The sequence below is a fragment of the Devosia marina genome (assembly GCF_009758415.1).
Taxonomy (GTDB): domain Bacteria; phylum Pseudomonadota; class Alphaproteobacteria; order Rhizobiales; family Devosiaceae; genus Devosia; species Devosia marina.
Window position 1 is genome coordinate 139,711 of the sequence record NZ_WQRF01000004.1, and the last position, 26,036, is coordinate 165,746.

At 60.6% G+C, this 26,036-nt stretch carries 23 protein-coding genes and 1 pseudogene; 8 read left to right on the forward strand and 16 right to left on the reverse strand.

Annotation, left to right across the window (positions count from 1 at the left end; translation table 11 throughout):
- Positions 1–18: 18 nt before the first annotated feature.
- From GO014_RS13955 to GO014_RS14000, 10 genes are read right to left on the reverse strand one after another with little or no spacing between them, the layout of a single operon-like run.
- Positions 19–759 carry a TIGR02186 family protein gene (locus GO014_RS13955; RefSeq protein WP_157290942.1) on the reverse strand — a complete coding sequence of 247 codons (741 nt, stop codon included), beginning with the start codon at positions 757–759 and terminating at the stop codon, positions 19–21.
- On the reverse strand, positions 756–1,670 hold the full coding sequence (locus tag GO014_RS13960; RefSeq protein ID WP_157290943.1) for a sulfite exporter TauE/SafE family protein: 915 nt from the start codon (positions 1,668–1,670) through the stop codon (positions 756–758). Before GO014_RS13960 ends, GO014_RS13955 begins: the two co-directional genes overlap by 4 nt.
- A 13-nt stretch (positions 1,671–1,683) precedes the next feature.
- Positions 1,684–4,146, reverse strand: coding sequence for a beta-glucosidase (locus tag GO014_RS13965; protein ID WP_157290944.1), 2,463 nt, complete (start codon positions 4,144–4,146; stop codon positions 1,684–1,686).
- A gap of 18 nt (positions 4,147–4,164) precedes the next feature.
- On the reverse strand, positions 4,165–5,937 hold the full coding sequence (locus GO014_RS13970; protein WP_343030966.1) for a sulfatase: 1,773 nt from the start codon (positions 5,935–5,937) through the stop codon (positions 4,165–4,167).
- Positions 5,938–5,954: 17 nt separating this feature from the next.
- The gene (locus GO014_RS13975; RefSeq protein ID WP_343030968.1) at positions 5,955–6,908 is read right to left on the reverse strand and encodes a formylglycine-generating enzyme family protein; all 954 of its coding nucleotides are present in this window, start codon (positions 6,906–6,908) and stop codon (positions 5,955–5,957) included.
- Positions 6,905–7,573, reverse strand: coding sequence for a TetR/AcrR family transcriptional regulator (locus GO014_RS19205; protein ID WP_157290946.1), 669 nt, complete (start codon positions 7,571–7,573; stop codon positions 6,905–6,907). The genes GO014_RS13975 and GO014_RS19205 overlap by 4 nt, the downstream gene beginning before the upstream one ends.
- A gap of 33 nt (positions 7,574–7,606) precedes the next feature.
- On the reverse strand, positions 7,607–9,661 hold the full coding sequence (locus GO014_RS13985) for an ABC transporter ATP-binding protein (protein WP_157290947.1): 2,055 nt from the start codon (positions 9,659–9,661) through the stop codon (positions 7,607–7,609).
- Positions 9,658–10,521, reverse strand: a complete 864-nt coding sequence (locus GO014_RS13990) for an ABC transporter permease (protein ID WP_116587866.1) — start codon at positions 10,519–10,521, stop codon at positions 9,658–9,660. The genes GO014_RS13985 and GO014_RS13990 overlap by 4 nt, the downstream gene beginning before the upstream one ends.
- A 3-nt stretch (positions 10,522–10,524) precedes the next feature.
- Positions 10,525–11,472, reverse strand: coding sequence for an ABC transporter permease (locus tag GO014_RS13995; protein WP_116587865.1), 948 nt, complete (start codon positions 11,470–11,472; stop codon positions 10,525–10,527).
- A 3-nt stretch (positions 11,473–11,475) separates the two neighbouring features.
- On the reverse strand, positions 11,476–13,005 hold the full coding sequence (locus GO014_RS14000) for an ABC transporter substrate-binding protein (protein ID WP_157290948.1): 1,530 nt from the start codon (positions 13,003–13,005) through the stop codon (positions 11,476–11,478).
- A 327-nt stretch (positions 13,006–13,332) separates the two neighbouring features.
- On the opposite strand from GO014_RS14000, the gene GO014_RS14005 reads away from it, so the two are divergent.
- The gene (locus GO014_RS14005; RefSeq protein ID WP_157290949.1) at positions 13,333–13,569 is read left to right on the forward strand and encodes a hypothetical protein; all 237 of its coding nucleotides are present in this window, start codon (positions 13,333–13,335) and stop codon (positions 13,567–13,569) included.
- 242 nt (positions 13,570–13,811) lie between these two features.
- Positions 13,812–14,024: a phage integrase N-terminal SAM-like domain-containing protein gene (locus GO014_RS19210; RefSeq protein WP_157291046.1), complete on the forward strand. Its 213-nt coding sequence runs from the start codon at positions 13,812–13,814 to the stop codon at positions 14,022–14,024.
- Here the strand turns inward: GO014_RS19210 and GO014_RS19215 are convergent.
- The 6 genes and pseudogenes from GO014_RS19215 to GO014_RS14040 form a co-directional block, all read right to left on the reverse strand.
- On the reverse strand, positions 13,969–14,943 hold the full coding sequence (locus GO014_RS19215) for a 2Fe-2S iron-sulfur cluster-binding protein (RefSeq protein WP_157290950.1): 975 nt from the start codon (positions 14,941–14,943) through the stop codon (positions 13,969–13,971). The two genes, GO014_RS19210 and GO014_RS19215, sit on opposite strands and share 56 nt — an antisense overlap.
- Complete coding sequence (locus tag GO014_RS14020) at positions 14,940–15,212, reverse strand: glutaredoxin family protein (protein ID WP_157290951.1); 273 nt, start codon at positions 15,210–15,212, stop codon at positions 14,940–14,942. Before GO014_RS14020 ends, GO014_RS19215 begins: the two co-directional genes overlap by 4 nt.
- A 112-nt stretch (positions 15,213–15,324) precedes the next feature.
- A pseudogene (wrbA, locus tag GO014_RS14025) lies at positions 15,325–15,937 on the reverse strand (NAD(P)H:quinone oxidoreductase).
- A gap of 222 nt (positions 15,938–16,159) precedes the next feature.
- The gene (locus GO014_RS14030; protein WP_157290952.1) at positions 16,160–17,575 is read right to left on the reverse strand and encodes an MFS transporter; all 1,416 of its coding nucleotides are present in this window, start codon (positions 17,573–17,575) and stop codon (positions 16,160–16,162) included.
- Between the two features lie 135 nt (positions 17,576–17,710).
- Positions 17,711–18,172 carry a Cu(I)-responsive transcriptional regulator gene (gene cueR / locus GO014_RS14035; protein WP_157290953.1) on the reverse strand — a complete coding sequence of 154 codons (462 nt, stop codon included), beginning with the start codon at positions 18,170–18,172 and terminating at the stop codon, positions 17,711–17,713.
- Complete coding sequence (locus tag GO014_RS14040) at positions 18,169–20,697, reverse strand: heavy metal translocating P-type ATPase (protein WP_157290954.1); 2,529 nt, start codon at positions 20,695–20,697, stop codon at positions 18,169–18,171. Before GO014_RS14040 ends, cueR begins: the two co-directional genes overlap by 4 nt.
- A gap of 168 nt (positions 20,698–20,865) precedes the next feature.
- On the opposite strand from GO014_RS14040, the gene GO014_RS14045 reads away from it, so the two are divergent.
- The 6 genes from GO014_RS14045 to GO014_RS14070 all read left to right on the forward strand — a co-directional run bounded on the left by GO014_RS14045 (position 20,866) and on the right by GO014_RS14070 (position 25,689).
- Positions 20,866–21,066 carry a heavy-metal-associated domain-containing protein gene (locus tag GO014_RS14045; protein WP_157290955.1) on the forward strand — a complete coding sequence of 67 codons (201 nt, stop codon included), beginning with the start codon at positions 20,866–20,868 and terminating at the stop codon, positions 21,064–21,066.
- A 122-nt stretch (positions 21,067–21,188) separates the two neighbouring features.
- Positions 21,189–21,668 carry a DUF411 domain-containing protein gene (locus GO014_RS14050; protein WP_157290956.1) on the forward strand — a complete coding sequence of 160 codons (480 nt, stop codon included), beginning with the start codon at positions 21,189–21,191 and terminating at the stop codon, positions 21,666–21,668.
- 453 nt (positions 21,669–22,121) lie between these two features.
- Positions 22,122–23,561 carry a multicopper oxidase family protein gene (locus GO014_RS14055; RefSeq protein ID WP_157290957.1) on the forward strand — a complete coding sequence of 480 codons (1,440 nt, stop codon included), beginning with the start codon at positions 22,122–22,124 and terminating at the stop codon, positions 23,559–23,561.
- A 243-nt stretch (positions 23,562–23,804) separates the two neighbouring features.
- The gene (locus GO014_RS14060) at positions 23,805–24,125 is read left to right on the forward strand and encodes a hypothetical protein (protein ID WP_157290958.1); all 321 of its coding nucleotides are present in this window, start codon (positions 23,805–23,807) and stop codon (positions 24,123–24,125) included.
- A gap of 49 nt (positions 24,126–24,174) precedes the next feature.
- A complete protein-coding gene (locus GO014_RS14065) occupies positions 24,175–24,801 on the forward strand; it encodes a cytochrome c (RefSeq protein ID WP_157290959.1) in 627 nt (208 codons plus the stop codon).
- A gap of 3 nt (positions 24,802–24,804) precedes the next feature.
- Complete coding sequence (locus GO014_RS14070; RefSeq protein ID WP_157290960.1) at positions 24,805–25,689, forward strand: c-type cytochrome; 885 nt, start codon at positions 24,805–24,807, stop codon at positions 25,687–25,689.
- Positions 25,690–26,036 lie beyond the last annotated feature (347 nt).

The window sequence follows — 26,036 nt, forward strand, 5'->3', positions numbered from 1 at the left end:
GTCCGCCGCCCCACCTCCTTACCTACGAAAGATAACGCCACCAAGCCATCCTATGGCGAGCGCAAGAAGAACGCTGACAACTCCATAGATCAGTGGCGATCTGGTAGACGCCTGTGCCAGGAATCGCTCGAACCCCACTTTGCGAACAGAAAATCCATCGGTTTTGCGAGCGACCACCTCGCCGTCGCGAAAGATATAAGTTTGCGCAACGTAAGGGCCTGGGCTTGCATGGCTGGGGATGTCCAGCCGAGCTTTGTAGAGCGAATCGGAAAGAAACAGGACTGCGTTTTCACGCAGGCCATATCTTCCTTCTTCTCTCATCAGCCGGATGAGTTCACCACCATAACGGCGAGCGGCCTTGGTCCCGCCATCCGCTGGGACCAGATAGGCCTCGGGACGCAGATAGAGTTCGAGAAGGCGGTCCTGTGCGGCGATCTGCTCGAGCGGGCGGCTGGACAGGATTTGCAGAAAGCTCGGGACAGATGAGAAGGAAAACGCTTCGGTGTTGCTCCAAATTCCAAAGAAGCGAGCCTTTTCCCAGACCGTCACTGTCTCCAGCGGTCCCGTGACAACGACAGCGACTTCGTAGGGCGACGGGCCTCCAACTCTACCTTCGATATTGCCAAAGAGCGTCAAAGTCTCTCCTTCAAAGCTCGATGAGATTTCGACGGAGGGGTGAGAAATTGCCGCGACGACCTGCTCGGCGCGAACAGTGGTGGCCAGCATGAGGAACGGAAGCAGGGCCAGGAACGACTTCATGACCATGTCAGTGAGAACAAACTTGCGGGCGGGATCACAAGCGATACCCCGAAGCGTATTGCAACTGCCAGGATCAGCAGCGCAAGGAGACCGCGCAATTGCTCCCCGCGCAGCCGTTGACCGGCAGATGCGCCAAACTGCGCCCCTATCGTACCCCCGACCATTAGGCTTAGAGCCAGCATGATATCGACGCTCTGGCTTTGAACCGCGTGCAGGATAGTGGTGACGCCCATCATGGCAACCACCTGTGCCAGCGACGTGCCGATAACGACCGAGCCGGGCACGCGGAGCAGGTAGACCAGTGCCGGCACCATGATGAAACCGCCGCCTATTCCAAGCAATGCGCCCACGAAGCCGATGAACAGGCCGATGACGAGCACTGGAATGACGCTGATGTAGAGACGGCTCTTGCGAAATCGGACCCGCCATGGAAGCCCATGGATCCAATTGTGCTGGCTGGGCTGTCGCTTGCGAAGAATAACGCCCTGGCGCTGCTTGAGGAGCGATTGGACAGATTCGGTGAGCATCAGCGTACCCACCGTTCCAAGCAGCACAAGAAACCCTAGCGCGATGAACAGGTCGAGCTGGCCGGTTTTACTCAAATGGCCGAACACGGCCACGCCAATCATCGCCCCAACGATGCTCGTAGCTACCAGATAGGCGGCCAGATGCAGATCAACCCCGCCGCGCCTATAATGGGTGAGGGCGCCCGAGGTGGAGGCGGCCACGACCTGCCCTGTCACCGAGGCCACGGCAACCGACGTTGGGACTCCAGAAAAGATCAGCAAGGGGGTAAGCAGGAATCCCCCGCCCACGCCGAACAAGCCAGACAGAAAACCGACCGCACCGCCCATCCCAGCCAGGAAAAAGATGTTGGCTGAGAGCTCGGCGATGGGCAGATAGATGTTCATGTCAAGGTTAGGACTAAGGCTGCAGCTCGAGCCGCGTTGAGCGGGAAATCGAAGCCGCCTCGATTATGGATACGGCGTCAGTCGCCAGGGTCCACCGGTAAGTGCCAGGCGCTACTATCCAGGCATGGCGCTCGACATCGAAGTAGCTGAAGGCTCGCGCATCGAGGTCCAACTGGATGCGCCGGCACGCGCCGGGCTCGAGCATGACCTTGCAAAACGCCTTCAACTCGGCCTTGGGGCGCGCAACCGGGGCGTTCTCCGCCCCGACATAGAGCTGCAGCACTGTGGAGCCTTTGCGTACGCCGGTATTGGTAACGTCCAAGCCAACTGTGACGATGCCCTCTGACTCAAAGCGCTCAGTATTTACCGAGACGCTGCCGTAGCTGAACTCAGTGTAGCTCAGGCCAAAACCGAATGGAAAGAGCGGTTTGATGCCGTGGCGATCGTAATGCCGGTGGCCGGTGAAAACGCCTTCGCGATACTCCACCCGTCCGTCGAGGCCCGGATACACGATCGGATCCTGACTGAAGGCCGGGTTATCCGACCACCGCACCGGAAAGGTCTGGGGCAGCCGCCCGCCGGGCTCGGCCTTGCCCAAAAGCACGTCGGCGATGGCGTTGCCTGCTTCCTGACCGGGATACCACGCCTGGATGACCCCTGCGACCTCGTTGATCCATGGCATCTCAACCGGCCCCCCCGTCTGGAGGACAACGACAACATTGGGATTGGCCCGGGCAACCGCGTTGACGAGATCATTCTGCCTGCCAGGCAATGCGATATCGGGCAGGTCGCTGCCCTCGGTGTCCCACTCGCCATTCCGGCCAATGAAAACCAGCGCCACATCCGCGCTGGCTGCCACTTCTGCGGCTTGAGCTATTTGAGCGTCGCCCAGGGGCAGACCGATACCCATACGGAAGGCAGACACACCCAGGACGGAATGGTCCTTGGTGGCGAATTCAATGGTAATTTCGGCCGGCTGGCCGGCTTCAAGCAGCACTTCTCCCACGACTTCGTCGCAGCCTTCTTCAAAAAAAGTGCGGCCCTTGGTCCAATTGGTCCAGGCATCGGCGATTAGTTTGCCGTTGACATAGACGCGCGCCAGACCGGCGGAGGCAATCCCCGCAAGGTGGGTCCCGGAATGCTCGGGAACAAAGGTGCCGGTCAACCGCGCAGCAAAGTGGTTTGCAGCGACTTTCCCGCCTGCCACCGATCCAAGCCAGAAGGTTTCGGCGGCCTCCAGCGTCTCGCTGTATTCGACAGGGCCGCTGAGCTCGCGATTGGCAAAAAATTCTACCTTGAGCTCGGTTTCAAGGAGCGGTTGGAAACGACTATTGCTGCAACCCGGCGCATAGGTCAGGGACTCCTCGCCCAGAGCATCGACAAGCCCCTGCCAGGGGCTGACGCGATAATGCGGGTTGAGCTGTGAGGAGCCGCCCCCCATGATCTGAGCCACTTTGGCGTTGGGCCCGATGACGGCAATGCGTTTTCCGGGTGCGATGGGCAAAGCGCCATTGTTCTTGAGCAGCACTGTCCCTTCCGCACCGGCGCGGCGAATCAAGGCGCGATGCTCTGGCCGGTCTTCCGCGCGCTCCTCGAAAGCGCGTTGATCATCGAGTGCGCCAGTCCATTCCATGATAGATAGGATGGCACGAACGCGGGCGCGAATGGTGTCGCGCGATACTTCGCCTTCTTCGACTGCGACAATGAGCTTCTCGCCGCGATCGCGGGTCGGGCCAGGCATCTCGAGATCAAGGCCGGCATTGACCGTGGGCGCGGTGGAGTGGGAGCCGAACCAGTCCGACATGACGAGGCCCTCAAAGCCCCATTCGCACCGCAGCACATCGGTAATCAGCCAATTATGCTCGGAGGCATAGGTACCGTTGACCTTGTTGTAGGCTGTCATAACCCCCTTGGTCCCAGCCTTTTTCACCGCCCATTCGAAGGGGATGAGATAGACTTCGCGCAACGATCGCTCATCGATTACCGAACTCATCGTGGTGCGCTCGACTTCGGACTCGTTGCCGGCAAAATGCTTGATGGTTGCGGAAATGCCGTTTTCCTGCAGGCCCTTGATATATCCGACTGCCAGTTCGGCGGTGAGCATCGGGTCTTCCGAATAACACTCGAAATTTCGGCCATTGGTGACAGAGCGCTGAATATTGACGGTCGGCGCCAGGAGCATATGCGCATTTTTGGACTTGGTGTCTTCGGCCAGCGCTGCACCGACCTCATAAAGAAGATCCACATTCCAGCTGGCCCCCAGGCTGATGCCAACCGGAAAGGCCGTCGCCTTGACCCCGCCGAGCAGGCCCCCGCCACCGCGAGCTCCGTTGGGCCCGTCCGATACGCGCAGCTTTCCGATGCCAAGGCGCTCAATTGCCGGCAACGACCAGAAGTCTTCACCCGAAAGGAGAGAGACCTGCTCTTCAAGAGTCATGGCGTCAAGCAGGTCGTCCAGGGTTCTCGTTGCAGTCATATCTCTATCCAGTCTTGTTCACTCGGCCTGGGCTAGCGTCATCAGGCGGTCGAAATTGCTCAGCATTTCCACTGAGATTGCAGGGTTCATGACACTCAACTGCCATGCATTGAGGTGGCCCACATAGTTCAGCGTGGAGGCGTCGAGGTCGAAGCCAAAGGCATCAGTGAAGGCCCGCTTTGCGGCAGGCTCCTTGAGAAGATGCCGGAGAGGCACGCCGACTGACGGGCCATAGTCCGTAGCTCTGTCGTGGCGAGCACCCTGCACGTGACTGTCCTGAACCCGCTCCCACTGCTTGTCGATAAGCAGGTGCTCATTTCCGATCGGACCTTCTGCCGGAAGGCCAAGGCGCTGGAACTGGCTCGCCGGAGCGTGGTTGGCGCGCATGGCCGTAACCAGTTTTTCAGCCATCATGCGCTCGAGCGCAGCATCGTTGAGCGGGGTCGTCTGGTCCGGATCGGTGGCGAGGTCGAAGAGAAGTGTGCCGAAGGCCGCGGGATTACCCATCGCCCGTCCGGGCAAGCGCAGCACCGGCGCCCCCTTAGTGAAGGGCAACGGCGGATGGAGCGAAGCCTGCGCCAGTTCGGCCGGTGCAAAGCGCCAAGCCATATGGGTCGGCATCAGCGTATATTGCTCAAGAGGTTGGTTGGCGCCCTCGCAGCAGCGCATATACACATAGTGCCCATCCGTCACCGATACATGGCCACCATACACACCGAAGAGTCCAACATCGCGCACCGGCGTGTCGCTTGCGACCGTGTCACGCAAGGGACGACCCTGCATGTCGGGCGTGAGCGGCAGGCCGAAATAATCGAGCAGCGTCGGGCCAAAATCGACTGTCTGCACCAGGCTCTGTCGTCGCTCCCCGCTTTTGCCGGCCCTCGGATCCCACACGAAAAGGGGTGTGTGGATGTTTTCCTCATACCAGGGCTGGACGTTTTTGCCCCACCAATTGCGCTCGCCAAGCAGGAAACCATGGTCGGTGCACACGATGAGCATGGTGTCGGCCCAGAGATCATGCTCGTCCATGGCATCGAGCACGCGCCCAAGCGAATCGTCGCACATGCTCAGAAGCGCCGCATATTCCATGCGGGCATGTTCCACCGCCTCTTCGTTCTCCACCACCACGCGGTAGTCTGGCCAGTCAAAATGCGGGCCGTTGAACTGGTGCGGGAAGCGCGCCTTGTGCTCGTCATAGCTGAAGAAGGGCTCGTGTGGATCGAAGGTCTCGATCTGCAGCATCCAGTTTTTTGCTTTTGCATTGGTGGCGATGAATTCGACACCCGCATCGAAGGTCAGGGTCTGCGGGTGCTTGTCGACACTTTGGAGATGCTTTCGATTGATCCAGTCCTGGCGCCACAAGGTGCCTTGGCGCCAGCTTAGTGTTTGGGGGATGTCCGGGTCCGCAACCTCGCCTTTCCAAGGATCGCCTTCCTGGCCGCGGAAGAATTCGAAGGTTGAAAAGCGGTTGTGATAGGTGGCCCCGCCATCCTCCCAGTAGTGCACATGGTCGGTGACGAGATGGGTATGAACCCCGCCGTTGCGGAGCATCTCGGGCACAGAATCGTCGAACGGCTCCAACGGCCCCCAGGAGCGGTGAAGAAAATTGTAGCGACCCGTATGCATTTCGCGGCGTGCCGGCATGCAGGGCATCGAGCCGCCATAGCAGGTGTCGAAAGTGACGGTCTTTTGTTCGAGACGCTTAAAATTCGCCAGCTCGGTCCAGGCGCCTCCATAGGCAGGAAGATACTTCCGGTTGAGGCTGTCGAACATTACAACAATGGCTTTCACGAAAAACTCCGATTGACTCAAGCAGCTGGGGCTAGGTGCCGGAAGACTGTCCGGAAGCCGAGATTGCCGGTGGAGGAATTGGGTGTGTTGGCGCTGCGGGCGGCGACACGATAGCGGCGGCAATAGGAATGGTGGCAGAGATAAGAGCCGCCACGCACCACCCGCGCCTGGCCCGTTTCCGGCCCCTGAGGATCGCTTGCTTGAGAGGTTCGATAATAGGACGGGTCAAACCAGTCGGCGCACCATTCCCAGACATTGCCGACCATTTGGTAAAGGCCGTAAGCGTTGGGCTCGTAGGTCCGAACAGGTGCCGTTGCGAGCCAGCCATCGGCGGCGCTGTTGTATTGAGGGAACGTGCCCTGCCATACATTGGCGTGGTGTTGACCGTCCTGTTCGAGCTCGTCACCCCAAGGGAAACGTCGCCCTGCCAGTCCGCCACGTGCAGCAAATTCCCATTCTGCCTCGGTGGGCAGGGCACGCCCGCTCCATCCGCAATAGGCCAGGGCGTCACTATGGCTAAGATGCACGGCCGGGTGGTCCGCCATATCGGTCAGGTCTGACTGGGGTCCGAAAGGGTGCCGCCAGCAGGCGCCGCGCACGATCAGCCACCAAGCTGAACCTGCCGTACCAATCACGTCCGACGTTCCAGCCAGGACGGCCGGTGCGAAAACCGAACTATTGCCAAACCTTTCAGCCTCCGTCACATAACCAGTCTCCGCGACAAAGGTCGCGAATTGCTCGTTGGTCACGCAGGTTCGGTCGATCCGGAAGGGACTGAGTTCTACCTCATGCACGGGGCCCTCACCATCGCCCGGCAGACCCTCATCGAAACTGTCGCCCATTGCAAAATGGCCTCCCGGCAACAGCACGTCGTCATGTTGCACCCTGCCGGTTAGAGCCGGGTGAGGTGCCGCCGGTACATTGTCCGCACCGCGTCTGGGAGCGCAGCAAGTTGAGGCGTCAAATGTCACTGCGAAGCCTCTTGCCGCAGATTGGCGACCCAGGAATATGAGCGATACGGCTCCTTGAGCACGGGGCGCATCACCGTGTCGTAAAACTGGGCGAGGGACTCCTCGCGGCTTACCGAGCTTTGATCGTAGAGCCATTGTACGCGCAGGCCGTCTGCCAGCCCCACCAGCCAGCGCACCAGCGTTTCCACCGTAACGCCAGGCGGCAGCGATTTGACATCCACCATTGGCGCAACGTGATCGATGGTAACCTTCACCACCGTCTCATATCTCTCCTCGAACCACTCATGGGCCGGGTGGGTATCCGGAATGCTCTCGGCGGCGAGCACGGTCATCAGCTGCACGAGCGCTGGCGTGCGGTCATTGTTGCGCAGCGTGTGAAGAAACACTGTCAACCCATCGAAGCCCTTGGCCCGTTCTGCTTCGGTCTCAATTTCGTTGCGGGCTTCGCGCTCAAGCAGCACCGCCAACAAAAGGGCCGCTTTGGACGGGAAATGATGCAGCATGCCAGCCTGAGTCATGCCAACATCCTTGGCAATGTCAGCAATACTGGCCGAGTTGAAGCCACCCTGGGAGAACATCCGCGTCGCCGACTGTAAAATGGCCTTCCGGGCTGCCTCTCCCCGCGGGCTTCGACGGGTTGCCTTGCCATTAGTTTGTTCGCTCATGCTACTCCCCAGACCGACCACCGCAGCTCCATATCAGCCCCTTGCAAGGCTGGCTTCGCCAGCAAAATGACAGGCTGCTTTCTGCCCGCTGGCCGTCGCGGCAAGTTCCGGGGACTGTCTATTGCAGATTTCGCGGTCGGAACGGAAGGCCGGACCAATGGGACAGCGCGTCCGGAAGCGGCACCCCGAAGGCGGCCGTGCCGGACTGGGCATGTCCCCGGTCAAGATCACGCGATGCTCGGTCGACTGGTCGGGCTTGGGTTCCGGGGTCGAACTGAGCAGGGCAACGGTATAGGGATGCTGAGGATTGCCATAGACCTCTTCAGCCGTGCCGACCTCAACGATCCGCCCCAGATACATCACCGCCACGCGGTCGCTAATGTGCCGCACCACGGAAAGGTCGTGGGCGATAAAGAGATAGCCCAGACCAAGTTCGTCGCGCAGTTCCTCAAGCAGACTGATGATCTGCGCCTGGATCGATACGTCCAGCGCCGATACCGGTTCGTCGCAAATCAGGATCTTCGGGTTCGCCGCCAGCGCTCGGGCGATGCCGACACGCTGGCGCTGGCCGCCCGACAATTCGTAGGGATAGCGGGACACATAATCCTCGCTGAGCCCGACGCGGATGAGCAATGCGACCACGCGGTTGTCCGCTTCAGCGCCGGTCACGCCCACCACTTCCAGCGCCTCAAGGATCGACTGACCGATGGTGCGACGCGGATTGAGTGAAGCGAACGGGTCCTGAAAGACATATTGAATGGTCTTGGCCACAAGATTTCGGGCGGCCAGATCCATTGAGGTCACGTCTGTTCCCGAAACCTCGATACGGCCTTCGCTGACATCATTAATGCCCATGATAGTGCGGGAGAGGGTAGATTTTCCGCACCCGGATTCCCCGACGAGGCCAAGCGTCTCGCCGGGAAAGACCTCGAGCGAAATTCCATCCACGGCATAGACCGGTGGTGTCTTGCTGAATAGACCGCCGCTACTGGCCACGTTGGTGCGGACATTGTCGAGGCGTAGCGTGGGCGCCGCGCCGCTGGCTTGGCGCCGGTGACGCCCGAATTCATCGGTTGGCCTCGGCTCGACATTGCCGCCGGCCGCGGCTACCCAGCAGGCCGACTCGCGCCGATCTCCCATGGAAGACAGCGGCGGCGTGTCGTTAAAGCACTTGTCGATCGCATGACTGCAGCGCGGGTGGAAGGCGCAGCCCGAGGGCAGGCGAAGGGGCACCGGGGGCGATCCGGGAATGGCGATCAGGGCTTCATCACCTTTGGCGTCCAACCGCGGCACGGCCTTGAGCAAGGCTGCCGTATAGGGATGGCGTGGACTGGCAAATACGTCGCGGACCGGGCCCTTCTCCACGACTCGCCCGCCATACATAACGACCAGATCATCGCAGAGCTCAGCCACGACGCCCATGTCATGGGTGATCATGATGATCGAAATACCTAGCTCGAGGCGCAATTGAGCCAGCAGCCGCAGGATTTGTGCCTGGATGGTGACGTCGAGGGCGGTGGTTGGCTCATCAGCGATCAGCAATGTTGGATTGTTGGCCAGTGCGATGGCAATGACCACGCGTTGACGCATGCCGCCCGAGAATTCGTGAGGAAACTGGTCGATGGTCCGTTCCACGTCAGGAATCCCGACCTGCGCCAGCAGCGCTTTTGCCCTTTTCCGGGCCTCTTTAGCGCTCGTCCCGTGAACCAGGAGGGCTTCTGCAATCTGATCGCCCACTCGCATAACGGGGTTGAGCGCGGCTTGAGGGTCTTGGAAGACCATGGCGATCTTCTTGCCGCGAATGGCCTGCATTTCTCGCTCGGGAATGGCCAACAAGTCTTCGCCGTCGAGCAGGACTTGACCTTCCCGGACCTGACCGGGCGATCTCAGCATGCGCATGACCGATCGCGCGGTGACAGACTTGCCTGAGCCGGACTCCCCGACGATCCCCAGCACGCGCCCGGGATAGAGGTCGAAGCTGACATCGGTCACCGCTCTGACCGAAACATTGCCCATGTCGAAAGTGGTGGACAGGTGCTCCACCCTTAGCAGTGGCTGTGTAGCCGGGGCCTGACGTGTCTCGATCATTTGCGGTTGACCGTGCTGTTGAGTGCATCGGCAAGCAGGCTGAATGCCAGCGCCAGAAGCACCAGAATGAGGGTAGGTCCCAGAATGTAGAATGGGGCCATGGTGATGTAACGCATGCCCACATTGAGCAGGATGCCGAGGGAGGGTTCGGGGGGCTGCAGGCCGAGGCCCACGATGCTGAGCGCAGCTTCTGTGAACACGGCAGCAACGACAAAAACGGCGCCCTGTACGATAATGGGGTCGATGGCATTGGGCAGAATGTGCCGCACCATTATCTTCCAATTGCTGACGCCCAGGGTGCGAGCTGCCACCACATATTCGCGATGCTGCTGGCTAAGGAAGGTTGCCCGCGCCAGGCGCCCGAAGCCTGGCAGGCCGCCGATGACTATGGCAACAAGCAAGGCAGTCCATCCTGCGCCAACGACCAACACAACACATATGGCCAAGATCAAACCGGGAAAGCCGACAATGATGTCGAGCGCCCGCTGCACCAGGCTCCCCAGACGCGGCGACAGCGCTCCGGAAAGTCCAAGAAACGTGCCGATAATCATGCTGAGCGGCACGGCCGTTGCTGCTAGGGCCAGATCGGTGCGCAGTCCATAGATGCTACGCACGAAAATGTCGCGCCCTAGTTCGTCTGTGCCGAAGGGGTGCGCCCAGGATGCCGGAAGCAGCGAGTCGCGCGTTTGCATGTCATAGCCGCCTGGAAAGAGCACAGGCGCCAGAAGTGCGAGGGCGGTGAGCAGGATGACCAGGCCAAGGCCGATCTGCCCTTTGGGCATGACAAAGGCCTGCAGGTACCGCGACAGCACGGGGTTGAGGCGTGCTTTCTGACGATTGGGAGGTGCGGTGTCGGTCATAGGTCAGCTCTCAAGCCTGATGCGCGGGTCAAGCGCGGCCAGAATGATTTCGGAGAACAGCTGGATGAAGACAGCCAGGATCACGGCGCCCAGGATCAGGACCTGCAGCACCATGTAGTCGCGTGATTGGACGGAATAGACCGCAAGGCTGCCAAGTCCATTGCGGGCGAAGATCGCCTCGATGACGATAGCCCCCGCCAGGAGATCTCCCGCACGTAAGCCCAGGGCCACCACGGCAGTCCCCAGAGAATTGCGCAGCACATGACGCCAGGTGATACGGCCGGGCGAAACGCCCTTGGCCTTGGCGAGATCGACATAGTCCTCGCCACGTGCCGAGTTCATGGCGGTCTGCAGCAGCCGCGCGACGATGGCTGCTTGCGGCAGCGCTAGCGCCAGCGCCGGCAAGATCAGGAATTGGAGCGCCAGCCAGGGATTTTCAAAAAAGCCCACTTCACCACTTATGGGCAGAATGGGGAAGAAAATACCGAGAAACAGGATCAGCAGGAGGCCGGTGAGAAACGGTGGGGTCGCAAGGAAAAGGGTCGTCATGATGTCGAGCACGACGCGCGCCCATTTCGAGCGCGGCGAGCCGGCAAGGACGCCAAGAACAAGGCCGATGGCAATCATCAGCAGCATGGCCAGGAATGCCAGTTCCAAAGTGCTTTCGAGCCGGCTGCCGATGACGGTTGTCACCGGACGGCGCATAATGAAGGATTGTCCGAAATCACCCCGGAACATTCCGAACATCCAGTCAAGGTATTGCTGGATCAGGGGCTTGGAAAGCCCCATCTGCTCACGCACTGCCGCCAATTGTTCGGGTGTCGCATCCGATCCCGCGATGGCCAGCGCCGGATCGCCCGGCGCCAGCCTTGGGAGAATGAAGGCGATGGCGGAACTGATTAGCGCCACCACCGCCACCGACGGCAGTTTCCTCAAAAGGAAACTGATCATGGATTACTCCTCGTATGCACCGGCCAGAATAAGGCCACCGCGAACGGACGTTTCAACGCCTTCGAGACCTGCGGCTACGACGATCTGGCCAGGAGCTTGCACCAAGACCGTGCTATAGGCTTCATCCAGCATATATTCCGTCAGAGCCGTTGTAGCCTCGCCCAGCGCCTCGGGCGTGGTCGCGGCCAACATGGCCTCGCGCAACGCGACATAATCGTCATTCCAGAAGCCGGACGGGTTGCCCTCGCGAAGGGAAGGAAGCGAGCTCAGAAGTGTGGGCGAACTGAAGCCGATTTGGCCATGGAGCAGAAGGAATGCGGCACCCAGATCGCCGGCAACCTGACGTTTGTCAAAATCGGCCACATCGAGCACGACGGCCTCGGGTATCAGGCCGACTTCGCGCAGATTATTCTGCACGATCTCGAATATGCTGCGCTGGGAAGGAATGGCCGGCACAACGATCGGAATGGTGGCGCCTTCAGCTCCGGCCTCGGCGATAAGCCCCTTGGCCTTTTCCGGATCGTAACTGTAGTGGCTCGCCAGTTCATCAGTGTAGCCGGGGGCCGAAGGCGACCAGAAGAGGTCGGTCACCGTGCCAGTGCCCAGGAAAACCTGGTCGTTTATGCGCTCTCGATCGACCGCATAGGCGATGGCCTGACGCACCAGCTTGTTGTCGAGCGGCGCAATGCCGACATTGACGCCAAGCGGATACATGGTGCCGCCCGTCTCGACCACTTCGAACTGCGGGTTGCGGGTGAATTCGAGCGTGTCGCGGGGCGTGAGGCCTGTGGCTATCTGCGTACGGGTGCTGCGCAGAGCGGCAATGGTCGCGGTTGGGTCGGGAATAATGGCGACCTCGATTTCGTCGAACCACGCCGTGTCCTCCACCCGGTAGTCTTCGTAGCGCTTAAGGGTGATTGAGGCGCCCGGAGACCATTCGGCAAAGGTATATGGTCCCGTGCCGATCACCTGCGAGCCGTCCTCGCGCTGGTCGTAGGTGTCCCTGTCGACAATGTACGTCTCTTCAAAAAAGTCGAAGACGTTGCTCAGCGGCCGCTTGAAAACGATGTTCAACGTGTGATCGTCCACCACGTCCATGCTTTCGAATTCGCGGGCGATAAAGCCGACTTGGGATGTGCTTTCGGGAAGGGCCGCTGTCTCAAAAGAGAACTTGACGTCCTCGGCTGTCATCGGACGTCCGGAATGGAACGTGACGTCGGAACGCAGCGCGATGGTCATCGAAAGTCCGTCTTCCGCCAAGGTCCAAGATTCCGCCAGGACCGGTTGTGGCTGAAAAGTTGCCGGATCGATACGCGTCAGAGTTTCGAACACATTGCGGATCCAGGGCGTGTTGCCTGCGCGCAGAGCCAGCAAGGCGACAGGCTGGGCATCGGCAACCTGCGAAATGGTCAGAATGCCGCCATGCTCCTGAGCCTGGGCAAGTGTGGTTCCTGACAGTAGCGTCGCGGCAATTGCCATTGAAGCCAAGGATGCACGGAATGATCCGCCTGTGCGGAGCACGTTGAACTTCATGATTGATCTCCTCCATGGCACCTTGTCCTCCACGACAGGGTGCCGAGCAGATACGATAACAAACAAACCGAGCGCTCGCTAGGTTTAATTTTTCCGACAGCGTTTCCTTGTTGTTGTCCTTATCGTACGCACCCTGGTTAAACCACTCAACTTAACCGGCGAGCCTCGCTTTCCAGGTCAGTTTCGGGTCTCCCCCTGGCCAACAGGGATGGTCGATTTCACTCACTTCTGCTTGGTCTACAGTGACACTCCACCTGTGCCATTATCGACTTTCTGTAGCTTGCTGGCCCGACCAGGGGTGTGCTGAACCTAGTCAGGAGCAAGGGTTTGGCAGTGGGCCAGACCTTGCTGGAAAGCAGGAACGACCACTCCATGAGCTTCATCGGCCAGGAGCGCACCGGCAAATGGGCCCTCGAATTTTACCACGCCCCACATGGCTGCTTCTGCCAAGCCACAACCCAGAGTGGCCGGACTGTTGCCGACCCCATTCTTGCCGCTAGCCAGGTTCTGATGAATGGCTGGAAGGGGGCCGTTATCGAACTGTCCGGTTCTGGCAGAGATTGATACCTGGCGGACTTAGATGCGTGGGGTTGAGTTCAGCTAGGGAAGGCGTTGTTGCCTGGATGCTCAGGCTTGGCCCATGCACGAACCCGCTCCGCGGGAGGGGTGCGCGGCTGGTTCAGCGTGATCGTTTAGGTCTTTGAGCGGCTGAGGTCGCAGTCGGACCATGGAGTTTCTTTCAACGAGAGGAATTCCCCATGGTTACGTCACCGACCGCCGCTCCCGTCACGCCACTCCGCCAGCGCATGCAACAGGACATGCTGATGCGCGGCCTTGGTGTCCACACCCAGCACGATTATGTGCATCACGTCCGGCGCTTTGCCGCCTTCTTAGGGCAGAGCCCTGATGTGGCCACGGCAGACGATCTCCGTCGCTACCAGCTTTTTCAGCATGAGAGCGGCGTCAGGCGGCTGCGGCGGCGCTCAATTCAAACCTGTCGGTCAGAATGTCGCCGGTGAGGCAGTGCCGCGCCGACACCAGTTCCGCTGCCGCGTCAACAAAGCCCGGCGGCCCGGCGATGTAAATCTGCCCTGACAGCAAGCCGCAATCGAGCTGTCTGATGGCCTCGGCCAAAGGCGATGCCGATACGTTCCGCGCGACTGCCCCGGTCGCGAAAGCCTGATAGGTGAAGCGGGTCTCTGCCTTGGCCGCTTGCGTGAAGAGGCCATTGAGATAGAAGCTTTCGGGCTGGCGCGCAAAGGAGAGGAGATGGACACGGCGGCCGTCGTTCGACTTCAGAATCGACTGGACGGGGGCATGGCCGGTTGAGGCGGCAATCGCCAGGATTGGGCCCGTCGCGTTGTCAGCGCCAACGGCATTACCGAAGGCTCCAGAAATTCGCACAACATCGCTCAACTCAAGTTCCTCCGCCAAGAGCCCGGAGGCGCGCCCACCGGCAATGGCACGAATGTGGAACTCCAGATGGGAAGCCCCCTGCCCGCTGGCTACCGAGTAACTGCGGGTAATGCCGGGGGCCAGTTCAATCTGGAAGAACTGGCCGGGTGAAAAGGCGATGGGTTCATCGGGTCGCAGAACCAAGCGATAGATGTCGGGCGCCATGGCGTACAGCGCAACGATCCGGGCCTGCGCACCCGCCACGACTTGATCATCAGCCCAGGCGACGGCCACGTTCGTCAGTGGAACAGCACGACAGGCCAGGATATTTCCGGCTGCCCTTTCCGAAGCATCGAGCGCGAAGGGCGAATGGTGCAGCATCATCACCTCGCCCGAGAGGAGTTGGGACTTGCATGCGCCGCACCGACCCGACCGACAGCTATGGGGAAACGGCACACTCGCCTCGAGTGCGGCCTCGAGCACAGTTTGCCCTTCGGTCATTTCGATGCGTGATTGGCACTGGGGAAGACGGAGAGTGGTCATCGTCCGCTCCCGAACAGGCCGGGCCAATCCTGACGCAACCGAGCGCGCTGTGTGTCATGGGTACCGTAATAGACCTTGGTCCCGACCACAGTGATGGGTGCGACCCGCACACCGGTTCGTGCCTTGGCCTGCTCGGCCACGCCAGGGCGGGCAAGGTCGTGTTCCTCGAAGGGGATGCCAAGCTGATCGAACCACGCCTTGAGTTGCCGGCAGTCCGGGCAAGTCGGGGTCGTGTAAATTTCGATGGTTGTGGAAGATGACGTCTGCATTTTGCACCTCTTGGGATGGTGCTGTCTGTCATCGGCCTTCCAACGCTGGGCAGGTCAATGCCCTATCGTCGTACAAGGAGGATTGGCGGAGACATCGTCTCCGCCAACGGGATCAAGCCGCTAAATTGTGAGCAAGCTGCGAGGCCAGGGTAGCTACGTGATGGCCCTGGAAGCGAGCTCCGACCAGTTCGGCGGCGGTTGGCATCCGTTCGCCATCGCTGCCGACGATCGCTCCGGCGCCTTAAGGGCTGCCCCCCTTGACTGCCTCCAGCCCGGCCTGTCCCTCAAAGGTGTAGGGGAGGCCAACAACGATCATACCGAGATGGAACAGGGTCGGCATCGCCGTCAGAATTGTGGTCTCCTGACCACCGTGCTGGGTGCCCGAGGTGGTGAAAATTGCGCCGACTTTTCCAACGAGCGCATTGCGAGACCAAAGTCCGCCAGCCCGTTCCAGAAATGCACGCATTGGGGCGGCCATGGAGCCGAAACGGGTTGGCGTGCCGATGATGATGGCGTCGTAGTCCGCAAGCTCATCGATATGGGCAAGTGGTGCAGACTGATTGATCGGGGTACCGTCATTTTCGGAGATCTGCATGGGCACGAGATCAGGGACCCGACGGATAGAAACAGTCGCACCGGCCTGGCTTGCCCCTTCGGCGACCCCATGCGCCATGGATTCTATGTGGCCCCCAGGCTGAGTAGTAGAGAACGAGTACGCGAGTCATTTTGTGTATTCCTTTGGCGTGGATCGACCGAAGTCGGTAAGCCCGACGTCCTTGAGCAGGCTCGGACTAGTGGGCGGATTCCTGTTTTTGCGGCCACGGAGCCAGCTGCAGAACCGAGCTAGAAGCCGCACGCGCTCTGGAGGCGGCTCGAGGTAAAAAGTGAAATCTTCGAACATGATGATCTGCCGGGGCGTGGCGAGCCGAAGCCCCCACGCCTGGGGTTTAGCCCACCGGCACCTCCCGCTGGGCGGCGCTGCCGCGGATGAGGAGGAGTGTTGCCAGCGCAGCCACGGCTGCGACGACACCTGCTCCCTGGAACGCCGCCTGGAAGCCCTGGAGCATTTCTGCCGGACCGGCGCCGCCATGGCCGAAGCCGGCAGTGGAGATCACCACCATGACCGCAAGACCAATAGCCGAACCAATCTGGTAGGTGGTGTTGATGAGGCCGGAAGCCAGTCCTGTTTCCTCTGGCTTGGCGCCTGCCATGCCCGACATGGTTGCCGGGATATAAGCCAGGGCCATACCCAGGGCCGCCAGAAGGGAAGCCGGGAGGACATTGATCACGAAGGATCCATCCAGCGGCAGGCCGGCGAAGAGGACGAGGGATGCTCCCATCAGCAACAGGCCGAGGATGAGATTGGTCTTGGGTCCGAACCGGCCAATCAGCTTGCCGGAGAAGCCCACCATAACGATCATGATCAGAATCGTCATCGGCAGGAGCGCGAGTCCACTGGCGAGGGCCGACAGACCAAGAATCTGCTGCAGATAGAGATTGAGGAAGAACCACAGAGGGATCCAGGCCGCGCCCAGAAGGGCCATGACCAGATTGCCGGCGGCCAGGTTGGGCGCCTTGAAGATGCCCAGGGGCAGCAGCGGTTCGCGGCGGACGCGCTGGGCGATCAGGAAGACCACGAAGAGCGCCAGGGAAATGCCGAGCAGCGACAGGATCAGCGGCGAGCCAAGGCCTGCCGTCTCGACGGTGACAATCGCATAGACCAGCGACACCAGCGCACCGGTCACGGTGATGGCGCCGAACCAGTCGACCTTGCCCCGTGCCCGTTCGGACTTGCGCAGAATAGCCGGGATGGCGGCCAGCACGATCAGGCCGAGCGGCACATTGATGAGGAAGGTCCACTGCCAGGCCATCCACTCGGTGATCACGCCGCCGAGGAAAACACCGGCCGAACCGCCGGCTGCTGCTGCTGCACCCCAGAAGCCGAAGGCCTTGCCCAACTCGGCACCATTATGTCCGAAGAGGCGCATGACGATGGTGAGGGCCGATGGCGCAATCAGCGCGGCACCGATTCCTTGCAGGGCGCGACCGGCAAGCAGGATTTCCTGGCTTGTGGCGAGGCCGGCCAGCAGAGAGGCGGCGGTCAGGATGACGAAGCCGGTCGTGAAAATGCGGCGCGCGCCGAACAGGTCGCTCAACCGACCGCCGAGCAGCAACAGGCCGCCAAAGGCGATGACATAGGCGTTGAAAATCCAGCTCAGACCGCTGGCGGAAAAGCCGAGATCGGCCTGGATTGCGGGCAGTGCCACGCCGATGATGGAAGTATCGAGGATGACGATGAATTGGGCGGCACACAGCAATGCCAGTGCGGCCCATCTCTTCGGATCCGGTGTGAACTTTTGCATTGGAGTTCCCCAGAAAAGGTTTCTCGCCGATTGCGATTAACCCCGGTGTCCGGCTTCCAACGCTGGTAGAGTCAAGAGGGGAGAAGAGATATATTGCAAACAAAAAAGGCGGTGAAAGTTCACCGCCCTAAATGATCAGTGGGTACGCGGGTCTATTTCACCCGCAATACCAAATCGAGGCTTTCTCCGGATCAGTACTTTTGGCGCAGGAGAAACAGCGAACTCTTCGATGATAGGGCAGTCCGGCCTGTCATCGCCGTAGCAATTTTCCGCCAGATGCTCAAGTGTTCGACTCATTGCCTCAAGCGCCAGCGCCTTTTCTTTCAACTTGGCGACATGCTCCAGCGCGATAGCCTTGACATCGGCACTGGCACGGCTGCGGTCCCGCCAGAGCGCCAGAAGGTCTCGCATCTGTTCCACGGAAAAACCGAGGTCCCGGGCGCGATTGATGAAGCGAAGCGCATGGATGTCGTGATCGGTATAGACGCGATACCCGGCATCTGACCGGTGTGCAGGAGTGATCAGACCGATGGTCTCATAGTAGCGGATCATCTTGGTCGAGATACCCGTAGCCTTTGCAGCGTGTCCGATGTTCATTTTGCGTACTCCAGCTCAAGTGGCGCACCAGAGGCACCTGCTTCGGAGCCGGCCGGCGCTCCAAAGGAGCGCAGGCGGAGGGCATTGGCGAGCACGAAGACGCTCGACAAGGCCATGGCACCGGCGGCAAGCGCGGGGGAGAGCAGCGTTCCGGTGAACGGGAAGGCCGCTCCGGCAGCAACCGGCACCAGTGTAGCATTATAGGCGAAGGCCCAGAACAGATTCTGCTTGATGTTGCGGATGGTCGCCCGGCTGATCGCGAGGGCCGTCGAAACGCCGCGCAGGTCACCCGACATCAGGACCACATCCGCGCTTTCGATGGCGATGTCGGTGCCGGTACCAACAGCAAGACCGACATCGGCCTCGGCCAGTGCCGGCGCGTCATTGATGCCATCACCCACGAAGGCCAGCTTGCGACCATTGGCCCTGAGACGCTTGATGGCTTCAACCTTGCCCTCGGGCAGCACCTCGGCAACCACTTCGTCGATCCCCAGCTGGCGGGCAATTGCCTGAGCGGTGCGGGCATTGTCGCCGGTGATCATCGCTACCTTCAGACCCTGCTCATGGAGAGCAGCAATTGCGCTGCGGCTGGTTGGCTTGATCGGGTCGGCTACGGCAATGATCGCAGCAAGCGTGCCGTCGATGGCGGCATAGAGCGGGCTCTTGCCTTCATCACCCAACTGGCGGGCATTACCGGCGAAGTGATCGACAGCAATGCCGGCATTGGCCAGGGCGCGATCCGCGCCGACGAGGACCTTTCGGCCTTCAACAATGCCGGAAATCCCGTAGCCCGGCGTGGCCTCAAACCCCTGGGGCGCTGTCAGAGCCAATCCATCCTTTTCCGCAGCGGCAACGATGGCTTCAGCAATCGGGTGCTCCGAGAGGGTTTCAAGGCTCGCCACGTGACGCAGGATTTCGGTGCGATCAAAGCCCCCGGTCACGATCAAGTCGGTCAGTTCCGGGCGGCCCTTGGTGAGAGTGCCGGTCTTGTCGAGGGCAACAACATCGACATCACGCAGGGTCTGCAGGGCCTCTCCCTTACGGAACAGGATGCCCAGTTCAGCGGCGCGGCCGGTGCCGACCATGATAGAGGTCGGGGTTGCCAGGCCCATGGCACACGGGCAAGCGATGATCAGCACGGCAACGGCATTGACCAGGGCGAAGGTGAGCTGCGGCGACGGGCCAAAGACAAACCAGACGGCAAAGGTGGCCAGAGCGATGGCAATGACGACCGGGACAAAGACCCCGGTGACACGATCGACCAGCGCCTGGATGGGCAGCTTGGAGCCCTGGGCGGCCTCGACCATGCGGATGATCTGCGCCAGAAGCGTGTCCTCGCCGACCTTGATGGCTTCGAATTCGAAGGAGCCGGTCTTGTTGATCGTGCCGCCAACGACTTCGTCACCCTCCACCTTGCGGACGGGAATAGGCTCGCCGGTGATCATGGCTTCGTCAACATAGGACTCGCCGGACCGGACCACGCCATCGACCGGAACCTTGTCGCCGGGGCGGATCTGGATGCGGTCCCCGGCGCGGACGGCGTCGAGCGGCAATTCAATCACGGCCCCATCGCGTACAACGCGCGCGGTCTTGGCCTGCAAGCCGACGAGGCGCTGGATGGCCTGGCTGGTGCGGCCCTTGGCGCGGGCTTCAAGGAGACGCCCGAGAAGGATCAGCGTCACGATGACCGCTGCCGCTTCATAATAGACATTGGCGGTGCCGGCAGGGAGCAGGCCGCCAAAGAAGGTGGAGACGACGGAGAAGCCCCAGGCGGCCGACGTGCCCAAGACGACGAGCGAGTTCATGTCCGGGGTGCCGCGCAGCAAGGCCGGAATACCCTTCTGGAAGAAGCGCAGGCCAGGCCCAAACAGGACGACGGTGGCCAGGATGAACTGCAGATAGTGATTGGTCTGCATGCCGATGGTGTTCATGATGAACATGTGCACCGCCGGAATGAAGTGCGAGCCCATTTCCATCACGAAGAGCGGGGCGGTCAACACGGCCGAGAAGCCAAAGGCCCAGCTGAGCTTGCGGGCCTCTGCCGCCTTGCGGTCGGCGGCGGGGACCGGCTCGGCACCGGCTTCAGACGCGACCTGACGGACGTCATAGCCAGCCTCCTTGACGGTCGCTTCAAGAACGGCGCGCGTGACCAGACCACCCGTTGCCCTGATGGTGGCCTTTTCAGTGGCGAGATTGACACTAGCACTGACGACGCCGGGCACGGCGGACAGAGCCCGCTCGATGCGTCCGACGCAAGAAGCGCAGGTCATGCCTTCGATTTCGAGTTCAAAGCCTTCGACGCTGGTTTCATAACCGGCCGAGTTGATGGCGGCGATGATAGCACCGGGTTGTACCGATCCATCGGTTTCGACGCTCGCCCGCTCCGTGGCCAGGTTGACAATGGCCCTGATCGTACCAGGAACGGCCGCAATCGCCTTCTCGACGCGCAGTACGCAGGACGCGCAGGTCATGCCTTCAATCAGGAACTCGAAACTGGATCCGGAAGAGATGGTGTCCGTAGACATTTTGCAGTCCTTTCATTTCGACTGCCATTCCATCTGCGCCTTCCAACGTTGGTAAGGTCAAGCACTTTCTTGAGAGAAATGGTGAGGTGAAAATCTGCAAATTGGGCCTTGACCCTCCCACCGTGGGAAGAACCATTTCCAGCGTGTCTCAACCAAAAAGGACACGACATGTATAATTTCACCGTCTCCGACATGACCTGTGGCCATTGCGCCTCGACCATTGAGAAGGCCGTCAAAAACACCGATCCGGCTTGCGAAATCAAGATCGACGTCGCTGCTCGCACGGTTCAGGTGGAAACGGCCTGCTCCGCGCAGGACATCGCTGACGCCATCAAGCTGGCGGGCTATACCGGCACGCTGGCTGCCTGATTACCCCAGATCAATGCCAGCCGGGCAAAGCGGTCCTAAGGATCGCTTTGTCCGGCTTGCCATCACGCGGACAGAATGACCGCGCATAAATTGACCGATTTCTATGGATCGAAAGGCTGCTCATGCTGATCACCCGACGTGCTTTCGCCATCGGCGCCCTGAGCCTCGCGGGCGCGACCTTGCTGCGGCCGGCGCTGGCGCAAGACGCAAGCCCGGCAATCTCGATCAAGAAAGATCCCTGGTGTGGTTGTTGCACCGGTTGGGCGCGCCACCTTGAGCAAGCCGGATTTGTGGTGGACATAGAGGAGATCGAAGAGATGGAGGCCGTTAAGGACAATCTTGGGGTCCCAGCCGAGCTTCGTTCATGCCACACGGCGACAATTGACGGATATGTGATTGAAGGTCATGTGCCCGCCGAGGCCATCGTCGCCTTGCTTGATCAACGACCGCAGGTCAGAGGTTTGGCAGTTGCGGGAATGCCTATCGGTTCACCGGGCATGGAAGGCCCCGCAGGCAGCGAGCCCGACCAGTACGCCGTTGTTGCATTCGACGGTTCGAGCGACTTTGTATTCATGCGGTTCGCCGGTCACCAACGGGTTTAACCACTTGACCCAGGCAGATAGCGGGGCCAGATCAAACCAAGTCGGTCACCGAGCACATATGAAACGGATAGTTCAAGCACTGCTGACCTTGTTGATGGCGCTGACGCTCAACGCCTCGATGGTCCTTGCTTCGACGACACATGCCGCAACGCATCACACTGAGACGACCACTGCCGAACCCTGCGACCATCACGGTCACAGCCTTGAGATGTCAGGCGATGCGAATGAGCCGATTGGCGACGACTGCCCGCAACAGCTTTGTCCCTCTTGTACCGGCTTGCAGCTATCTGTTGTCGCCGCGCAGGACCATGCATCACATCACCTCGTTGCGCCATTCAGGGTGACCCATTGGTCTCCGTCCTGGCACCCGCCGCTGTTTCGGCCCCCCATCCATATCTGAAGCCCCGTTGATGGCCTGTGGGCCGATCCCTCTTTCAGATATTGGAGTTTTACATGAGCAAGCAGCTATCTCGTCGCGCCTTCCTCGGCGCATCCCTTGCCGTTGCCGGCAGTGTGGCCCTGCCACGCTTCGCCCTGGCACAGCAGCCAACTGCCCGCACCCTGTTTGCCGAGCGTCGCGTCATCGATGTTCTGGGCAAACCGGCAAACGTCTTCGGCATTCGCGCCCAGGACGGAAGGCAAGGCCTGTTCCTCCCTGCCGGCGAACGTTTTCTTGTCGACCTCGAAAACCAGATCGGCACCGAGACCATCATCCACTGGCACGGCCAGGTGCCCGATCCGGCCCAGGACGGTGTATCCGACACGGGCTATGTCCCCCCGCTAGCTGCGGGTGAAACACGATCGTTCGACTTCCCGGCACGGAGCGGGACGCATTGGATGCATTCGCACCACGGTCTACAGGAGCAGTCTCTCCTCGCCGCGCCGCTCGTCGTCTATACCGCTGAGGATGAGGCGGCGGACCTGCAGGATGAAACAGTCCTCCTGCACGATTTTTCGTTCCGTAGCCCCGAAGAGATTCTTGCGGAGCTGACAGGCGGCGATATAGGCGGCCACGGCATGCACGGAAGTGACAACATGGCCATGGGTGGCGGCATGATGATGGGCGGCATGGACCATGGAATGATGTCCATGGATCTCAATGACGTTGCATACGACGCCTTCCTTGCCAATGATAGAACGCTTGACGACCCGCAGGTCATCCGCACGGAGCCAAATGGCAGTGTCAGGTTGCGCCTGATCAATGGCGCAACCTCAAGTGCTTTCTGGATCAATCTCGGTGATGCCCAAGCCACCGTTCTGGCTGTGGACGGCAACGACGTCGAGCCGATCACCGGCAGTCGCTTCCCGATGGCGGCTGCCCAGCGGCTGGACCTGCTGATCGACATGAAGGGCAAGTCCGTGGTTCCGGTGTTAGCTCAGGTCGAGGGCCTTACGGACCGCACAGGTGTCATCCTCGCGGTCAATGGGGCCGTGATCCCGAAGGTGTCGAGATACGCGGAGCAAGCCGAGGGGCCGGTCGATCTGTCCCTGGAAGAAAGACTGATCTCGCGCCATCCACTTTCGTCCAGGGCAGCCGACCGGACGATCCAGACCATGATCATGGGGTCAATGGCGCCCTATGCCTGGAACCTGGATAATGCCCCTTGGCCCAACCGCCGCCCTCTAACAGTGGCCGAGGGCGAGAGGGTGACTCTCGAGATCATGAACCATTCGATGATGGCCCACCCCATGCACCTGCATGGACACCATTTTCAGGTCACGTCCCTCAACGGCCGGCCCTTGGACGGCGCCGTGCGCGACACCGTCCTCGTCCCGCCCATGGCCACAGTCGGCATCAGCTTCGACGCCGACAATCCGGGGCGTTGGCTATTCCACTGCCACAACCTCTATCACATGGCCACGGGCATGATGACTGAGTTACTGTACAGCTAAGTTGCTCAAAGGGTCCCGCCGCTACCGCCTTTTTGGAGATGCAGCGGGGCCCGTACCGACAACTGGACGGAAACTGCACTTCCTTCCCAGCCACGGAACTCCCTTCTGCTACGCTCGGCACGCATCAGGTAGTGAAGCCTGCCGAGCGGGCGTCGAGGAACCGAAACAGCGGCTGCTTGCACCCACGCCACGTCGAGGTCACATTGCTGGTATCAAAGCGAAGCATTGGGAAGAGATTCGCGTTTGAAGCTGCTCAGAAACATATTCAACATGCTAGCCGTGGTCATGGTGCTGCTCTCCGGCGCCCTTCCATTGCACGCGTCTGAGCCCTTGATGCAAACAACATCTATGGAGCAACTGGATCACGACCACGCATTGGTGCCGGCGGAATCCCATTCGCACAACCTCGCCGATCAGATTGTTCACTGCGGTGCACCCATTCTTGGCGCCGAACCCTTCCGCCTAAGCTGCTCACTGCCGACATCATCGGTCGTCTACTTCGAGCATGACGGATCATCCCCGTTTGCCGTCACAGACGAGAACCTCCGTCCACCCAGGGCCTGAGCATTCGTTCGCTGCCGTTTTGCGGCTTTTGCCAACCGGGATACACGACATGATGAACAAGACGACCTATCGCGGGCCTGCGGCCTGCGCGGTGCTACTGGCAGGTGCCATGGCAGCGACTGGCCACAGTGGCGCCACCGGTATCGTGGGCGAGCGAATGATGGGCATGATGATGCTCAGCGAGCAGATCAAGCTCCTCGCGCCGATCGCCGAGCGTCCGAAATCCGGAGATGTGCAGAAGCTCATCACTGCAGCCGAAATGATCAGCATGCATGCCGGTTCGGCCATGACCGATCTCTTCCCGGAAGGAAGTCTTGATGCACCATCCGAGGCTCGGGCTGAGATTTGGCAAAATTGGGGGAAGTTCGTCGCCTACGCCGACAGGCTGGGAGAACTCGGCGAGGAGCTGGAAGAGTCTGCCAAAGCGCTGGCGTTGGAGCCAAAGCCCGAGGCGGGCGAGAAGCCTTCGACCTCAATTGCTGAAGTCAGCGAATGGGAGCGCATGGATTTCGCCTGGTTGATGGGACTGTCTGCAGCGCCGGCCTTTATCGCCGAGCCGGTCACCACAAGGGAGATCGGTGGCGCCTCTGACATGCCACAGGTGCGAACGGTCAGGGCGGTTTATTCGGACGTGTCGGCAACCTGCGCCGCGTGCCACTCTACCTTCCGGCGGTGAACCATGAACCGTCTTGTTCTGCTCCCATTACTGGCGATTTTTGCCGCGGTCATCGGCACCATTGTCCTCGAAAACTGGCCTTTGCCTGCAGCGGCCCAGGTGACGGAGCTGCAGGGCGACGCCAAGCGCGGCGCCTATCTCGCGAGGCTGTCTGGCTGCGTGACCTGTCATACGGCTCCTGCCGCCCCCCCGCTGTCTGGCGGCGCTGCCATCGCGTCCAACTTCGGCTCATTCAGAGCACCTAACATCACTCCCGATCCCGTGGCCGGAATAGGCGCATGGACGTTCGAGCAATTTGTGCGTGCCGTTCGTCAGGGCGTCTCCCCCAGGGGAGAAACGTACTACCCAGCCTTTCCCTTTGAATTTTACGCGACGTTGACCGACCAGGATATGGCGGACCTATGGGCGGCAGTGCAAGCAACTCCGTCCGTTGATAGGCCGAGCGAGGGGCATGATCTTCGCTTTCCGTTCAATGTCCGCGCTGCCGTTAAAGTCTGGCGCTCGCTGTTCGAGCGGACCGCCGACTACGAAGTGGACGCTTCAAGGACGTCGGAATGGAATCGCGGCAAGTATCTCGTGGAGGGCCCGGCGCATTGCGCCGCCTGCCACACGCCGCGAAATCTTTTGGGCGGATTGTCGAGCAAGGAGTTGGCTGGCGACCCTAACATGCAGGGAGGTGGTGCATCGCCTGCTATCACCGCTGGCGCGCTGACAGCAGGTGGCTACACCCGCGAAAGCCTGGTACAGGCCCTCCGCACCGGAGTGACACCGAATGGCGATGTGTTCGGCGGTTCGATGGCGGAAGTGGTGCACGGCAGCACGAAGTTTCTGCTCGAGCAGCACTTGGTGGACATGGCGACATTTCTGCTCGACCTCGGCAAGAAATGACCGCGGATCCATGAAAACTGCAAAAATCCAAAAAGGTGACACAAGCTCGCGAACCGTGTCCCGCAAATACCGGATGCGAAACCTGAGGTGAGGTGTAAGTCTTTCGGTTGCGATAATTGTCGCACTTGTGACCAGCTTGTCTATGGATCACGGTGCAATGGCGTCCGGGGGCGACACCTCTCCATTATATTGCGGAAGTTCTGGGCCACTGCGGGGAGACTGACGACTCCATCGCAGGCGGCGGGATAGAGCATTGCGTCTCCGTCCTGCTGTCAGCGTCCCCGGTGGACGTGCCTTCCACCGTCTCGCCTGAGGTGCAAGAAATGCGTTCCAGCCCCGCGCAGAGG